Consider the following 15266-nt stretch of genomic DNA (forward strand, 5'->3'; position numbering starts at 1 on the left):
GTTCGTTATGAATCGCCATACGTGCGAAACGCCTCATAAATGCGAAACAGCCCCTACTTCGCGAACAACTACAGCTCAAGTCCATGGCCGGACCTCGTTACTTTGCTTTTATGTACGAGAATAAAATGCTTAACACCGCCTAGTACCTCGTCCCAGCTCTACCGCCTCACTTAAAAGACGGCTTCGTCAGCGGACAATCCGGCAAGCCGAGTATTTCCACGTTGTAGTCAGCCAGCTTGTGCAGGAAATAGCAAGTTTCCGGGATGTGATGCTCCAGGAAGCGCAGTGTCAAGCGGCTCAGCAGTTCGGTGTGCTGGTATTCCCGAATCACATCTTCAACCAGGTGATAGAAGCCGATAACCGATGTGGCGACTTGTCTGGCAAATCTTTGCTGGACTGGGAAGTTAGGCGCGGTAAACCGGAGAAAACCCCGTATCGCCTTATTTTTGACGATATGGGCTTGAAACTGCTGCGCGAATTGCTCCGTGCTCTTTCCAAGCTCGATCTCTGTAGGATCGAGATGATTCCCTAGCAGCACCGCATGGCCGAGCTGATCTTCGAGCCACATGTCCATTAAACTCACGAGCGGCAGAGGCTCATAGGGCAAGCCGTTCATCCAATAGGAGAGGATCCGCAAGTACTCCCCGTTCTCGAGCAGCGTTCCATTGAAATACACCGGCGTCAGGGAGATGACGATTTTATTTTGAAGGCGAAGATGCTGTAAATGTCCTTCAAATTGATAATATCCGTGCGCCACCGGATAAATATCTTTAGACAGCTTGATCATCGCTTCATATGAAACGGGCAGGGAAGGATCGGTCTTCAGAATGCGATTCCGCAGTTCGGTAAAAGCGCCGATATACCGCCTTGCGATCGCAATCCATTGAACTTCTTCCGGAGCAAGCGCCTCATCCGCAAAGATCGCGTGGTCCTGCAAAATTTCCACCCAAAACAAATGCTCCTGCCAAGGCGTCATGGTCCCATTCAAGCTCAAGGAAAGCCCCTCCTTAACGAAAAATCCCCGCTGTATCACGGGCTGTAATGCTCCACACCGAAGTGTATTCACCCCAAAAACCAACAAGAACAAGTTGAGTCGGATTTTGTGTTAAAATAAAAAGAAATGAACAACCACTACACGAAAGAAAGAGATGTTACGGAGATGAAAAAAGAAGCTAAATATATCGCAACGGTATCATTGGGCGTCATGGGAGCCGGATTTGTCGCTACGCTTCCGGTGTCTTCAACGGTGTGGGGAGCTTTCTTGCAGGGCGGCTTCGAAGCCGGAGTTGTCGGCGGCTTGGCAGACTGGTTTGCGGTTAGCGCTTTGTTCCGCCATCCGCTGGGCATACCGATTCCGCACACAGCGCTGCTGCCGAAGAATCGTGAGAAAATCACCAACGCGCTTGTTTCCACGGTCGAGAATGAGCTGCTGTCCAAAGAGACGATCCGCACGCGTTTGCAGCAAATTCGTTTTCTGGAGCGAGGACTGGAGCTCGCTGAGAGCCATTTGGATAATGAGGCGCTTCACAAGGGATTGACTGCTCTCGCAAAGCAGGCGCTGCACGCCATCGATCTTGAGAAATTGACGCCGCTCCTGGCGGAGGAAATTCATAAAGCACTTCAAGACGTGGTTACGAGCCGACTCGTTCGAACGATTGTGAATGGCTTCATGGAAGGCGGATATGACGGCAAAACGTTTGACTTTGTGCTGGATAAATTAGAGGCGTGGGCGGTCAAATTCGAGACGCGGGACCAGCTCGGCGGCATGGCGCTCAAAGCTTTTGAAGGCTTGCAGTCGAACGGCTTCATGGCGTTTGCCGTCAATGCGTTCATCGGCATGGTGAGCGAGGAGAAACTGGGCAGCATCATCCAGAATTTTCTGCTCACCTACATCGAGCAAATGAGAGTCAAGAACCACCCGCGCAGAGAAGCTGTACTAAGCTTTATTCACAGCGAGCTGAACAAGCTGGATAAGCATCCGCAGCTTTTGGCGGAGCTGGATCGGTTAAAGGAGAAGCTTCCTGAGATTTTCTCGCTCGAAGAGAAGCTTGCGGGAACACTGGAGCGGTTGAAAGGCAAAGCGGAGGCGTTCGTGGAGCAACCGGATTTTGCATCGCAATACGTGGTTCCTATGATCCGTAAGCTATTGGCTTCTGTGAAGGAAGACAGGGATGTAATGGAGCGCGGCGAGGACTGGATTCAGCAGCAAATCGTCTTATACCTGGAGCAAAATCACAGCAAAATCGGGCAGCTCGTGAAAGAGAATTTGGACAAGCTGGACAACGACAAGCTGATTGAAATGATGGAGGACAAGGTCGGTAAAGATCTGCAATGGATTCGCGTCAACGGCGCGATTTGCGGTTTTATTATCGGACTTGGCCTGGCGGGTCTGAAGCTGCTTTTCTAACGTAAAGGAGTATTCTTGGTAATGGCGGTATAGATGAAAGGAGGTACGCATTTTGATTGAAATCAAGGAAGTCAGCAAGACCTTCATACAGCGGATCGGCGGCAGCTATAAAGCGCTGGACGATATATCGCTCACGATTCAAAAAGGAGAATTCGTCTCCTTGCTCGGGCCGTCCGGATGCGGCAAGTCAACTGTTCTGAATTTGGTCGCCGGCTTCGATACGGTTAGTGAAGGAACGCTTCAAGTGAACGGAAAAAAGGTGACCGGTCCCGGCGCGGACCGCGTCGTTGTCTTTCAGGAGCATGGCCTGTTCCCGTGGTTGACGGTGCTGGATAATGTCGCTTTCGGCCTCAAGCAGAAAGGCATCGGAAAGAAAGAACGCCATGAGCTTGCCATGGAACAGATCAAAGCCGTGCATCTCAGCCGGTTTGCGGATCGCTATCCGCACGAGCTTTCCGGCGGGATGCGGCAGCGGGCGGCGATAGCCCGCGCTTTGGCGATGGATCCTGAGATTCTGCTCATGGATGAGCCGTTTGCTGCTTTGGATGAGCAGACCCGGCTTATTTTACACAAAGAACTGGAAGAAATCTGGATGCGTACGCGCAAAACGATCCTCTTCATTACCCATAACATACGCGAAGCGGTCATCCTCTCGGATCGGGTTCTCGTGATGTCCACGCGACCGGGCAAGATCAAGAAAGAATTCGTGGTGAAAGCGGCGAGACCCCGTGACAGCGCGGATTCGGTGCTGCATCATGTGGAGAGCTCGATTATGGATGCGTTAGCGGATGAGCTGGAGAAAGTGGTAAGGGAGGAAACCGGCGATGAGTACAGCATTAAGAAGAACGATTTTTCTGGTACTGCTTCTGATAGCTTGGGAGGCGGGATTTAGAATTTTTGGCTGGGGATGGAGGTTTCCTTCGCCGACGCAGACGCTGCAAGCCTTTTATGACGGCATTGTCCACGGGGAATTGATACAAGCCACGATCGCGAGTATGGCCAGATTGTTGATTTCATTCATTATTTCTTTACTGATCGGAACTACGCTTGGATTCCTGTTTGCGAGATACCGGCTGCTTGATGATACGATTGGCTTCCTGGTGGTCGCGCTTCAGACGATTCCGAGCATTGCTTGGCTTCCTTTTGCAATTATTTGGTTCGGTCTTAATGAATCTTCGGTTATTTTCATCACCACTTTGGGCGCTACCTGGACGATGGCCTTATCGAGTAGGACCGGCATCAAGAACATCCCGCCGATCTATTTGCGCGCCGCGCAGACGATGGGCACCGGCAATGGCTTCAACATGTTTGTGCAGGTCATGATTCCGGCAGCATTCCCGCATCTGATCAACGGCGTGCGTACCGCATGGGCATTCGCCTGGCGCGCGCTTGTGGCCGGTGAGCTCATTGCTAAAGGCGCAGGACTCGGTCAACTGCTGCAAGATGGCCGCAACTTAGGCGATACGTCATTGATGCTATGCATCGTCATCATTATTGCCGTACTGGGGACGGTCTCCGACCATTTCTGCTTCAAGAAGCTTGAGGATAAAGTACTGGAACGCTACGGCCTCGCAGGCTCGAAATCATAACGGGGGAACCTACAATGAGAAAATTGGCATGGACCCTGACGCATCTCCTGGTTGCTGCTACACTGCTGACAGCTTGCGGGGACGACGCTCCTACGGGCAAAGCGCAGAAAGTAAGGCTGGGCATTTTCAAAAATGTGACGCACGCTGCGGCCTATATCGCTCTGGAAAAAGGTTATTTCCGCCAGGCCTGGGGCGACGATGTGGACATCGAAGTGACGGCCTTCGATAACGGATCCGATCTGTCCATCGCCATGGCGACGGGAGATATCGATATCGGCTTCGTTGGACCGGGACCGGCGACGACTTTTTACCTCAAAAGCCAGAACTACAGAGTCGTCTCCGGTTCGAACAATGGAGGCGCTGTGCTGGTAGCCCGCAATGGAACAGGCATTAATGCCGTTAAAGATTTAGTGGATAAAACAATCGCGATTCCGTCCAAAGGGAATACGAATGAAATTTCGCTGCGCATGCTGCTTCAGCAGGAAGGTGTAAGCTTGGGAAGAGGGGCGGGTAGCGCTCATCTCATCGTTCGCTCTCCGTCGGATACGCTGATCTCTTTCCGTCAAAAGGAAATCGACGCGACGCTCGTACCTGAACCTTGGGGAACGCAGATCGAGAAGGCCGGACTCGGTAAAATGGTGGCCGATTGGCAGGCAATACCGCCTAACCACGGCGATTACCCGACGGTCATTATGGTGGCCAGCGACAAGTTTATCGAGCGGTATCGGGACATGGTCAAGGGTGCGATCAAGGCGAACCTCCAAGGGATTGCCTTTATCCAGGACAACCCCGATCCGGCATACGACCTTATCAACAACCAGTTGAAGCAGTACAGCGGTAAAGGCATGGACAAAAGCTTGATCCAAGCTTCGCTATCCCGACTTAAACTGACCACGGACGTGGATGTAAAGGTGATGGAGGAGATGGCGAAGGTGTCCATCGACGCCAGGTATATTAAAGGCATTAAGAAAGAGGAGCTCGATCTCAGCAAGTTCGTGAATCTGTCGATGCTTGAAGAAGTGAAGAGCGGGAAGTAGGGAGTGACAGCTTGATTATATCCTTTTCAGGATTGAATCGGGCTTTTTTTTTTGGAGCAGTTCATAACGAAGCTGTCATTTCGCATACGAAATGATGCTGGGATCGCGCTTTTTTATTACTCATCGTGTTGCTTGTGGCATTCCTACTAGCTCTTTCAAAAACAATCCCCCATTCCTTATCAACGCAAGCGATCGCCCGATAATTAATGTTCTTCTCAACGCATGGCGGGTATATCCAAATATAACAGGAAAAGCTCCTGCTAAATTGGCAGTTACAAGCGGATTTAGGAAATCAATATGGGCTTCGAGTTCGAAATTAGCTCCGGTTTTTCCCGCTAATGTTTAATCTGTGTAGTTGTGCACGGATTGAGTAAAGGGCTATCCCTAAGGTCAATTCAGACCTTTTGGGATAGCCCTTTTTATTTTAATTCCCGCCGGAAGCGGCTTGCTGTTCGTTCTTTTGCTGCTTATGCGCCTTGGCGTCGATGACCTTGCCGCCGCTGCCGCCGCTTCGTTCAGACGCTGCCATATTCATGGAGCTGCTTCCTTGGAAAATCCCGCCCTCCTGAATGATGAAGGAACGCACATCAATGTTGCCGATCAGCACGCCGGAGCTGGTTACGATGAGCTTGCCCTTGGTATGGACATTGCCTTTGACTTTGCCGGCAATGATGACGTCGCGGGCGTGTATGTTGGACTGCACGATGGCGTTCTCGCCGATGGTGATGTCGCCTGCGCACTCGACGTCGCCGTGCAGTTGGCCTTCGACGCGAAGGCTGGCTTCGGACATGATTTTGCCTTCGCAGATCGTACTTTCACCGATTAATGTGTCTGTCGTCTTGTCATTAATTGGCTTGGATTTGCTGCTTCCGAGCATTAGCGGTCATCCTTTCTATCTTGAATAAGATAAGGGGAGGGGTTGATCTCGACACCGTTCTTGTGCACTTCATAATGCAGATGGGTACCTGTACTTCGCCCCGTCGTTCCCATGAGGCCGATCTTTTGCCCTTTCGTTACTGATTCTCCGCGTTTCACGAGCATTTTATTCAGATGCATGTATACGGTCCTCAGCCCGCGTGTATGATCCACGATAATGTGATAGCCATGCTGATTGTCGTAGCCGGCTTGCACCACTTTGCCTGCTGCGGTTACGTATACGGCATCATTCAGCTCGCCGTCAAGGTCTAACCCGGTATGCATAGTGGGCTTTTGGGTGAAAGGGTCTTTGCGTATGCCGAAACCGGATGTGATGTTGCGGGAGTCGGTAGGCCATAATGTAGGCGTGATGTTGCGAAGCCGCTCGGCTTCTTTCAGCTTCGCCTCGGACTCTGTCAAATTCGCCAGCAGCGCATTAATGTCTCCGACGAGCGAGGACAGGTCTTGTTTGGTGCTGCTGACGAGCTGGGAAACTTCCTGCGAATTAACAGGAACCTCAGTACCGCCAACATCAGAGCCGGTTCCGGAAAAGGAGCCGCTGTTTGAAGCTGCGGATATTTTGCTTGTCCCGCCTGTTTGGCTCATCAATTGTACGACATGTTCCAGCTTTTTGATTTCCTCCAGCTTGGCTTTAAATTCATCGGTTTGTTGCGATAGGTCAATCAAATTGTTTTGAAGCTGTTCGAGTTCGCTATTTTTAAGTGTAATTTGATCAACCAGTTGACGCTCTTGTCCATCAAACGATTGCTGCATCGAGCTCGTCGTCTTGTGGAAGTAGGTGTTCATCAAATAAATCGTGACAAAAAATCCAATCCATACGAGCACAATCACGCTGGGCACAACATATAAACTGCTGTGTGGAAGCTTGATTCTTACGGTTCGGCGGTTGGCGCCCGGAATGATCATTAAGGTGAATTCCTTCTTACCCCAGATGAACTTCAACCGATCCTCTTCCTTTCCGTAACAAAGTCCCCCTCCTTGATTCGATTGTATTCGTCATTGGGGCGAGTCATGACTACTTTATTTGGACACTGGCGCAACGCCAAGAGCTTGCCGGCTTTTTGACGTACATGTTTTTGCATTGGTAAATTATACATGAATTCGAATATAGCGGGCATACTAGATGGGCGTATAAGCTTGAGACGAACGAGGTGGTTTCGAATGTCTGTCTGGCAGTGGATGAAATATAGACCGGTACCAAGTGGTCAGCGTGAAAAGGATAAAACGCCTCAAAAGATCATACCCGATCGTTATCTGGAGCAGCACCACGATGAAATATTATCGGGTAACCTGGATGAATCGATCCATTTCATTCAAACAGTTCTTGGCGATAACGATGATCTGATCATTCGCAGATTCCATATATTTGGACAGTATCGGGCTGTCATGGTGTATTTTCTCAATATGATCGATCAAGAAGGGGTTAATGCGGACGTCTTGAGACCCTTGATGACAGCGCCAACGCATCTCTCAATGGCAAGTATTGAATTGAACCAACTGAAGGATATTCTCTTATACGATACGCTCTATCACAGCATGGGTAAGCTGGAAAATAAAATTCCTCCTATCATAGATGTCATTTTACGCGGTCAAACCATTATCATTGTAGAGGGTATGGACGAAGCGATTATCCTTGGGACGACCAAGGTCGATAAACGTTCGATCGATCAACCGCTAACCGAACAGGTCATTCGAGGTGCGCGTGAAGGCTTCATTGAGCAGCTTGGCACGAATATCGCACTGCTGCGCTACCGTTTGCCGACAACGGATTTTACGATGAAGTCGCTGCAAGTCGGCAGGGTGACGAAATCCCGCGTAGCGGTTTGTTATCTCAAAGGCATTGCGAACGAAGCACTTGTGGAGGAGGTCGAGAACCGCATATCCGCTATCGATATCGACGGTATCCTGGATGTCGGTTATCTGGAACAGTTTATTGAAGACAACCATCTCTCGCCGTTCCCGCAAATCCAGAATACGGAAAGGCCAGACAAAGCGGTCGCCAATCTGCTGGAAGGAAGAGTCATTATTCTCGTCGACGGTTCTCCTTTTGCGCTAATCGCCCCTTCGGTATTCACACAGTTCTACCAGACGACCGAAGACTATGCGGAACGCTTTCTGATGGTCAGCTTTATTCGGCTGGCGCGCTTGCTGGCGCTTGTTTTCTCGCTGGTCACTCCATCCCTCTATGTAGCGGTTATTGCGTTTAATCCGGAACTGATTCCGACTAAATTCGCTGTTGCGGTATCAGGAGGCAGGGCGGGAGTTCCTTTTCCCTCCGTCGTGGAAGTGCTGTTGATGGATGTATCCATGGAAGTGCTTCGTGAAGCTACGCTTCGCTTGCCGCAGCAGGTCGGCGGCGCCCTCTCCATTGTGGGTGTACTTGTTATTGGACAAGCAGCGGTAGCCGCCGGCTTCGTTAGCCCGATCACCGTTGTCGTCATTGCTTTAACGACGATCGGTTCGTTTGCAACACCAGCCTACAATGCGGCATTGGCATTAAGGTTGCTGCGCTTTCCCCTTGTTTTTCTGGCGGGAATGTTCGGCCTTTTCGGCGTGATGGTAGGCTTGATTTTAATTGCCAACCACGTACTTTCTTTGAAATCCTTCGGGGTTCCTTATATGAGCCCGATCGTTCCGGGTAATTATGAAGGCATGAAGGATACGGTTATGCGCGGGCCGCTATGGTGGATGAAGAAACGCCCTTCTCTTTTACATACACCCAACCGTGATCGTGTAGGCGATGATGTGATGAACAGTCTCAAACAAACTCCGCACAATACATTAGACCCGCTGAAGGTCGGCAATGAGAAATGGGGGGAGTCCGATGGAATATCCAAAGCAAGTCACAACGATTCAGGCGGCGGCAATTCTCATTAGTACAATCATCGGTGTTGGGGTCCTCCCCCTTCCTTTATTTGCTGTTCGTTCAGCAAACACGGGTGCGCCTCTGGTAACATTCTTTGCTGTATTGGTCTCTTCGTTAGGGCTATGGGCTGTCACCAAATTAGGGATGAGATTTCCGACCCAGTCATTCCCGCAATATAGCGAGGAGATTTTGGGCAAATGGCCCGGGAGGATCGGCAGCGGCATTGTCGTCCTCTTTTTCGCTATTCTCGCCTCCTTGGCGTCCAGGGAATTCGGGGAAGTCGTCATCACTTCAGTCTTGAAGAAAACACCGCTTGAAGTTTCCGTTATCGTCATGCTGATGATAGCGACACTTGCGTCGCGCAGCGATATGACCACATTCACCTACATTCACCATCTCTATTTGCCCATTATTTTAGGTCCGGCCATTCTCATTGTTTCGCTCTCTTTGAAAAATGCGGATGCCGATTTTTTACTGCCGCTTTGGGGCAATGCACCACGAGACATGTTGAACGGTGTGCTGATTATCGCGGCCTTATTCCAAGGTTCGTTTATTCAAACGATTGTCATCCCTGCTATGCGTCGACCGGAAAAAGCGATGAAAGCCGGTTTTTGGGGGATGTCTATATCAGGTGCGCTTTACATAACAATTGTCATAGCCGCTGTCGGTGTGTTTGGCCCTGCGGAAACCAAACTATTACTATGGCCTACCTTGGAATTAGCCAAGACGACGACGCTGCCCGGTAATATTTTGGAACGGCTGGATGCCGCTTTCTTGGCGATTTGGGTAACGGCTGTGTTTACAACCATATTTGCCAGCTATTACCTGACGATTCATTTAGCAAGCAAATTATTCGGTTTGCGGGATCATCGAATGCTCTCCCTGTTTATATTGCCGTTTTTGTTTGTAATGGCGATGCTTCCTCAGAGTATTTTACAAATGTATGAGGTCATTTCGATTGTTGGAAGGTGCGGTCTAATAATTACCATTGTATATCCAATGCTTCTTCTGATGATCGCCAACATTCGCAAGAAGGGAGGCTTACGATGAATCATCATGGATGGACTTCCTATTTTTCAAAAGCCATTATCCTTATCTGCATCTTTCTGCTCACTGCAGGGTGTTGGGATCGTCAAGAAATTGAGGAACGTGCTGTTGTTCTTGGTATTGGAATTGATCCGGCGGAGCCCGGCGCTGCAGAGGAAGAGGCACAGATTTCCCATAAAAAAGGCGCGCTGGATATCCCTGAACACGGGATGATTCAACTAACGGTGCAAGTCGCCGTTCCAGGCCGCATCCCATTAGGTCCCGGGGCAGGCGGTGAGGGTGGGGGGAAAAGGACGGTGTGGGTCGTTTCAGGCGTGGGTCATACAATAGATGATGCCATTAACGGGCTGCAGCAGCGAATAGCGTCCCCGTTATTTTTTGGGCACCTGCGTGTTATTGTCGTATCTGAAAAGGTAGCGCAAAAGGGGATGCAAAATATAAACGATTATTTTCGCCGGAATCCCGATATTCGCCGCATGAGCTGGATGTTTATCTCCAAAGGCAGCACAACAGAATTGATGAAAGCATCACCACAGCTGGAGCGGGTGCCTACCTTATATCTGATGACAACGATGGACCAAGCGGTCAAAATGGGGCGATTCCCGAATGATTTCCTTGGTTTATTTTGGAGTTCGGTATCGGCCAAAGGAAAGGAAGGGTACTTGCCATACGCTGAACTTAAAGGTCAGGACAGTTTACAGATCAGCGGCTTAGCTTATTTCCGCGGCGATAAATTAGTAGGAAGCGCACAACCGGTAGATATCATTCTGCTCATGGGTATCATGGGGATGAATCCTGCGGGAGGGCAGGCTTTCGTTAAAATTCCGGGTACATCTGATTACTTGGAGTTCAGTGCAAGGAGCCGCAAAGTGTTCACCAAAGTTGATATTCAAGACGGACAGCCTCATGTACGTGTGAAAATCATGCTGGAAGGAAACATCCGGGAGAAATCGACCGAAGAGGTAAAGCTGGACCATACTGTCATACAAACGATGGAAAAACAGCTGAACAAAGATGCACAAAAGGCGTATTTGGATTTAATCCGCCGTACGCAGGAGAAGGGCTCTGACATCTTCGGCTTTGGCGAAAAAGTCCGTGCAAGGAAGTGGAAATATTGGGATCAGCATATTAAGACCAAAGAAAAATGGCAGCAGATGTACCCGGATATTAAGGTTGATCTCACCGTACAAGTAGAAATTCGACGTGTCGGCATGAAAGCAGTTTAATCCTTTAATAAGCACGTTTGAGTGGGGGAAAGTCGATGGCATCAGGGATATCTATTGGCTATATCCAATTCACCATCTATTTGTTGTGGTTGACAGGGGGGATCATGCTGCGATTTGATTTGAAGAGCTATCGGTTAAGTAAACTGGAAACGGAAGCAAAAGTAACACGGTTTCTGGGATGGTTCAACCTCGCAGCCGGCAGTATTGCTTTTGTTGGGAATTGGATTTACAAAACTTTCTTATGGTGAGTCTCCATAGGGGCAGAGTAGGCCGTTAGTAGGAATTTTTGACCGTCGTTCAATTCGACATTTTTTATCGAAGGGGTTTTGGATAAGCGGGCGAATAGTTATAACTGTGTAATCCCATTTTGCATTGGAGGAGGAGTCTCATGAAAGTCAAATTATCTGTCGCTCTATTTTCTTCCGTAATTGCAGCATCGACCTTACTCAGTGGTGTCGGCTTATCCAAACCTGCTTCAGGTGTCTCAACAGCAAAAAAATATTTGATCGCTTACCAAAACAATATTCCTGCCGATTACGAGGCCTCAATCTCAGGCGCAGGAGGAAAAGTTCTACGCGTACTGCCTGAGCTCGGCTCTCTTGAAGTTGAGTCTTCAGACACTGCGTTTCTCACTAAAATCAAACAGGTGTCGGGAATTCGTGGAGCTAACCTTGAATTGGTGCATCAGCTTGATTATAAGAAGGTGGATCCCGCAGCGGCAGATGGGCAGCCGGTGACAGATATCCCTCAACATGCAGCAAGCTTCTGGGAGTACCAATGGGATGTGAAGCGTGTTACGAACGATGGAGCAACCTATGGACTTGAGACAGGAGGGAAGTTAGAGGGAGGCTCTATCAAGCATAAAGCGATTGTAGGCGTTATCGATTCGGGCATCGACGCGAACCATCCCGACCTGAAGGCAAATGTGGTAGGCGGGAAGAACTTTGTTCCTGCCGGAATAGATGCCAGTGAAACGGGAGATCCCGCTGACATTCGCGACCGGGACGGACATGGAACACACGTTGCAGGATCCATCGCGGCGAACGGTAAAGTGAAAGGGATCGGACCGGATTTAGGCATCCGTTCTTACCGTGTATTCCCAGAAGGACAAGGTGCGCCTACCTCCTGGATCGCTGCTGCTATCGTGCAAGCGGCTAACGACAAAGTAGATGTCATTAATATGTCCCTTGGCGGGTTCGATGCCATCTCGCGGTATACGTTTGAGGGCGGAAGCTATAGCGATGTAGCCGACACACTCGTCTGGAAACGCGCTGTAGATTACGCATTAAGTAAAAATGTTACCGTCGTAGTAGCTGCGGGTAATGATTCATTAAATTTAAATAATCCTACTGAAATCACCGATTATATGAATGCGCAATACGGAAGCCTCGGTTTCAGCTTTAAAGGGGCGTCAAGAGTAGTTCCCGGACAAACACCGGGTGTGATCACAGTATCCTCATCCAACCAATGGTCTACGGAAAAGATTGCGTTTTATTCGAATTATGGAACGAAGTCGATCGATGTTTCCGCTCCGGGTGGGGATAACGGACCGGTCTACGCTGAAACAGGGGATCTGAATCAACGCGATTTCCATTACCGCACACTCAGCACTTGGCCAACTTATTTGCCTTCTTACTTTACGTCCAATCTGACCAGCTATGCGCTGCTTCATGGTACATCGATGGCGTCGCCTAAGGTTGCAGGCATGGCGGGTGTTATCAAAGCCGCGCATCCGGAGCTAACGCCTTCTCAAGTAACAGCTCTTATCAGCCAAAGCGCAATTGATTGGGGTAAAAAAGGAACCGACCAGCTATATGGCGCTGGAGAGGCGAATCTTTATAATGCTTTGACCCAAAAATAAGTAGAGGTATAAGTAAGAGCCTAGTCCTATTCATTAGGACTAGGCTTTTTTTGTATGAAATGTGTGGATTTCCTCTTTTTTGTAGAAAAGTGTTGAAATATGAAAAAACGTGGATTAATATGGGAAATAGTCAGTTCTAAATGACTAGTGCTAATAAGTAGAAATACCTATTAACCAAGCAATAATGAACAAAGGCAAACCCACCGAAAGATGGGGACGCAAAGCCACGGGTCTAAGCCATGTGTCACACCTCATGGGACGATAGCCGGGTTGCTCTATAGGAGCTTGGTTTTTTGCTGTTTAAATTCGAAAAAATTTTAGGAGGTACATCATGTTGAAAGTGAACAGATTAATGATCATGGTATTTCTTGCTTTTGCAGTAACATTCGGGGTAATACAAGAGGCCGACGCTGCAAGCATTCCCGGCGGGGATGTGTATATTTCCGGCGAGGAAATGGTGTGGCACGCTCCGGATGACAGCGGGAAACGGCAAATTTTTTATAAAAATGTTGCAACGGAAGAAACCAAGCAAATTACCAACACCGCTACGGTGAAAACTTTTCCGAAAGTAAAACATGGCTTAATCGTTTGGCAGGAGAAAAGGGATGTGGACAATCCCGAATTTGAATGGAATGTGTATGGTTATCAATTGTCAACAGGCATTGAGAAGAAATTAAATACCAATTCGGGAAACCATATCGAGCCGACTACAGATGGCCGCTATGTCTCTTGGCACAACAACAAGGCTTCTGCTGAGATGTATGTGTACGATTGGTCGACCGGCAGCCTAAAGCAATTTGCAAATGGCCGCTTTCCGAAAGTAGCAAGTGGAACCATTGTATATAAACAACAGACTGGAACGGGGCTTGATCTCTACACAATAGCTACCGGGGAGATCAGGACGGTTGTTCCGTCTTCCAAAACCGAATATGTAAGTTGGTTTGCTTTTAATGGGAATCATACCTTGTTTATTATTAATAACTACTCGGAAACACAGTACGCGTTGGTGAATGTACATGAGGTGCCTTCAAACGTAAAGAAGTTAACGTTAATGACCAAGAAGGAAAGGGATTTTGGTGAATTGGTCGTAGGTGATTCTTACGTAGCCTGGATGGAGGACAAGAACGGTGTAGCCCAAATGATGGTGGCAAGCGTACATACTGGAGACGTAAAACAGGCAACATTCGGCACGGTAGACCAGAGGCCCTTAGCCTTTACTGGAAATGTGCTAATAAGCACGAAAGATTTTGCAACACTGGATTCGCAGAATGTAAAACAATATTTCCCAGAGCCTTCTTCAGGTGGTCCCTCACAACTTCCACTTCCGCAGAAAGATGTTGTGATCAAAGGTAAGATCGGTCCTAACGGTGGAATCTTGAAGACGGATGACGGAAGAGTTTCACTTGAATTTGCCCCGGGGACCTGGGATCAGGAAACAGAAATTGAGCTGAATGAAGTTGTAGAGCTTCAAGCGGAACAAAACCCAATGTCTCCGTTTCAAAAAATGGCAAGTGTTTGGGACATTCATTTTACTCAACCGCCTTCAAAGCCGGTTATTTTAAAAATGGCCTACGAAGATGAGGATATGTTTGCTGAAAACATAAAGAAGCTCGGTATTTACTCGTATCATCCTGAACAAGGATGGAATTACGAGGGAGGAAGAGTCAACGGACAACTGCATATGGTTCAATCGGAAGTTACTACGTCCGGGGTGTACGCTATTCTATTTCACGATGTAAAGTTTACAGATGTTGAAGGACATTGGGCTGAATTGCAGATTGAGGTGCTTGCTTCCCGTGGAATCCTCAATGGCATGCAAGAAGGGGTGTTTGAACCGAGTGCGAAGCTGACCCGCGCGCAGTTTACGAAAATGTTAGCTGCGGCGATGGGGCTAAAACCTGTTTCGGCTAATGGACGATTTACGGATGTAACTTCGGATCATTGGGGTGCAGGATGGATTGAAGCTGCTGCCGCCAAAGGCATCGTAGATGGCGGAGATCAAGGATTTCAGCCCGATGTGGAACTGACTCGGGAGCAAATGATGACCATGATCATTCGTGCGATGGGGAAAGAAAATGAAGCGATTCAAGAGCGGGGAGAACTTCCTTTTGCTGATGCGAATGAGATCAGTTCTTGGGCACAAGGTTATGCGGGATTGGCTGTAAAGCTGGGACTTGTTGAAGGGAGTACGGAAGGAATCAGGCCGCAATCCACTTCCACACGTGGCGAAGCAGCGATGGTCATTTTCAGATTGTTAGTAAAGCAGGATAAGTTATAGAGCGAAGGAGAGAGTCGAA

General features: G+C 48.8%; 13 protein-coding genes and 1 riboswitch. Of the genes, 10 read left to right on the forward strand and 3 right to left on the reverse strand.

Annotation, left to right across the window (positions count from 1 at the left end):
- Positions 1–166: 166 nt before the first annotated feature.
- Positions 167–994 (reverse strand): DUF2935 domain-containing protein, encoded by an 828-nt coding sequence (locus tag ICC18_RS05475; RefSeq protein WP_188173377.1) that lies wholly within the window; start codon positions 992–994, stop codon positions 167–169.
- Positions 995–1159: 165 nt separating this feature from the next.
- Between ICC18_RS05475 and ICC18_RS05480 the strand changes: the two genes are divergently transcribed.
- The 4 genes from ICC18_RS05480 to ICC18_RS05495 are packed head-to-tail and all read left to right on the forward strand — an operon-like array spanning position 1160 to position 5033.
- Positions 1160–2407 carry a DUF445 domain-containing protein gene (locus tag ICC18_RS05480; RefSeq protein ID WP_188173378.1) on the forward strand — a complete coding sequence of 416 codons (1248 nt, stop codon included), beginning with the start codon at positions 1160–1162 and terminating at the stop codon, positions 2405–2407.
- Positions 2408–2459: 52 nt separating this feature from the next.
- Positions 2460–3299 (forward strand): ABC transporter ATP-binding protein, encoded by an 840-nt coding sequence (locus ICC18_RS05485; RefSeq protein WP_188173379.1) that lies wholly within the window; start codon positions 2460–2462, stop codon positions 3297–3299.
- Positions 3232–3996: an ABC transporter permease gene (locus ICC18_RS05490; RefSeq protein WP_188173380.1), complete on the forward strand. Its 765-nt coding sequence runs from the start codon at positions 3232–3234 to the stop codon at positions 3994–3996. The genes ICC18_RS05485 and ICC18_RS05490 overlap by 68 nt, the downstream gene beginning before the upstream one ends.
- A 14-nt stretch (positions 3997–4010) precedes the next feature.
- Positions 4011–5033, forward strand: a complete 1023-nt coding sequence (locus ICC18_RS05495; protein ID WP_188173381.1) for an ABC transporter substrate-binding protein — start codon at positions 4011–4013, stop codon at positions 5031–5033.
- A gap of 424 nt (positions 5034–5457) precedes the next feature.
- Here ICC18_RS05495 and ICC18_RS05500 read toward each other — a convergent pair whose 3' ends face one another.
- Both ICC18_RS05500 and ICC18_RS05505 read right to left on the reverse strand, forming a co-directional pair.
- Positions 5458–5910: a bactofilin family protein gene (locus ICC18_RS05500; protein WP_188173382.1), complete on the reverse strand. Its 453-nt coding sequence runs from the start codon at positions 5908–5910 to the stop codon at positions 5458–5460.
- Entirely contained in the window at positions 5910–6911 is a 1002-nt protein-coding gene (locus ICC18_RS05505) for a peptidoglycan DD-metalloendopeptidase family protein (RefSeq protein WP_223192353.1), read from the reverse strand. Before ICC18_RS05505 ends, ICC18_RS05500 begins: the two co-directional genes overlap by 1 nt.
- A gap of 219 nt (positions 6912–7130) precedes the next feature.
- Between ICC18_RS05505 and ICC18_RS05510 the strand changes: the two genes are divergently transcribed.
- From ICC18_RS05510 to ICC18_RS05535, 6 genes are all read left to right on the forward strand, one after another.
- Positions 7131–8846, forward strand: a complete 1716-nt coding sequence (locus ICC18_RS05510; RefSeq protein ID WP_223192354.1) for a spore germination protein — start codon at positions 7131–7133, stop codon at positions 8844–8846.
- Positions 8794–9885: a GerAB/ArcD/ProY family transporter gene (locus ICC18_RS05515; protein WP_188173383.1), complete on the forward strand. Its 1092-nt coding sequence runs from the start codon at positions 8794–8796 to the stop codon at positions 9883–9885. The genes ICC18_RS05510 and ICC18_RS05515 overlap by 53 nt, the downstream gene beginning before the upstream one ends.
- Complete coding sequence (locus ICC18_RS05520; RefSeq protein WP_188173384.1) at positions 9882–11108, forward strand: Ger(x)C family spore germination protein; 1227 nt, start codon at positions 9882–9884, stop codon at positions 11106–11108. The genes ICC18_RS05515 and ICC18_RS05520 overlap by 4 nt, the downstream gene beginning before the upstream one ends.
- A 35-nt stretch (positions 11109–11143) precedes the next feature.
- On the forward strand, positions 11144–11356 hold the full coding sequence (locus ICC18_RS05525) for a CLC_0170 family protein (protein ID WP_188173385.1): 213 nt from the start codon (positions 11144–11146) through the stop codon (positions 11354–11356).
- Positions 11357–11496: 140 nt separating this feature from the next.
- Entirely contained in the window at positions 11497–12969 is a 1473-nt protein-coding gene (locus ICC18_RS05530; protein WP_188173386.1) for a S8 family serine peptidase, read from the forward strand.
- Between the two features lie 183 nt (positions 12970–13152).
- A riboswitch (cyclic di-GMP riboswitch) is annotated at positions 13153–13247 on the forward strand.
- A 53-nt stretch (positions 13248–13300) separates the two neighbouring features.
- On the forward strand, positions 13301–15247 hold the full coding sequence (locus tag ICC18_RS05535) for an S-layer homology domain-containing protein (RefSeq protein ID WP_188173387.1): 1947 nt from the start codon (positions 13301–13303) through the stop codon (positions 15245–15247).
- The last annotated feature ends 19 nt before the right edge of the window (positions 15248–15266 follow it).

Origin of the sequence: Paenibacillus sedimenti, assembly GCF_014534655.1 — a bacterium.
In the GTDB taxonomy this organism is placed as follows: Bacteria; Bacillota; Bacilli; order Paenibacillales; family NBRC-103111; genus Paenibacillus_E; species Paenibacillus_E sedimenti.

Bases quoted from the DNA above. Each gene is read 5' to 3' on its own strand.
- ICC18_RS05510 (WP_223192354.1), top strand. From the start codon at position 7,131: ATGTCTGTCTGGCAGTGGATGAAATATAGACCGGTACCAAGTGGTCAG.
- ICC18_RS05495 (WP_188173381.1), top strand. From the start codon at position 4,011: ATGAGAAAATTGGCATGGACCCTGACGCATCTCCTGGTTGCTGCTACA.
- ICC18_RS05535 (WP_188173387.1), top strand. From the start codon at position 13,301: ATGTTGAAAGTGAACAGATTAATGATCATGGTATTTCTTGCTTTTGCA.
- ICC18_RS05515 (WP_188173383.1), top strand. From the start codon at position 8,794: ATGGAATATCCAAAGCAAGTCACAACGATTCAGGCGGCGGCAATTCTC.
- ICC18_RS05525 (WP_188173385.1), top strand. From the start codon at position 11,144: ATGGCATCAGGGATATCTATTGGCTATATCCAATTCACCATCTATTTG.
- ICC18_RS05530 (WP_188173386.1), top strand. From the start codon at position 11,497: ATGAAAGTCAAATTATCTGTCGCTCTATTTTCTTCCGTAATTGCAGCA.
- ICC18_RS05500 (WP_188173382.1), bottom strand. From the start codon at position 5,910: ATGCTCGGAAGCAGCAAATCCAAGCCAATTAATGACAAGACGACAGAC.
- ICC18_RS05480 (WP_188173378.1), top strand. From the start codon at position 1,160: ATGAAAAAAGAAGCTAAATATATCGCAACGGTATCATTGGGCGTCATG.
- ICC18_RS05520 (WP_188173384.1), top strand. From the start codon at position 9,882: ATGAATCATCATGGATGGACTTCCTATTTTTCAAAAGCCATTATCCTT.
- ICC18_RS05490 (WP_188173380.1), top strand. From the start codon at position 3,232: ATGAGTACAGCATTAAGAAGAACGATTTTTCTGGTACTGCTTCTGATA.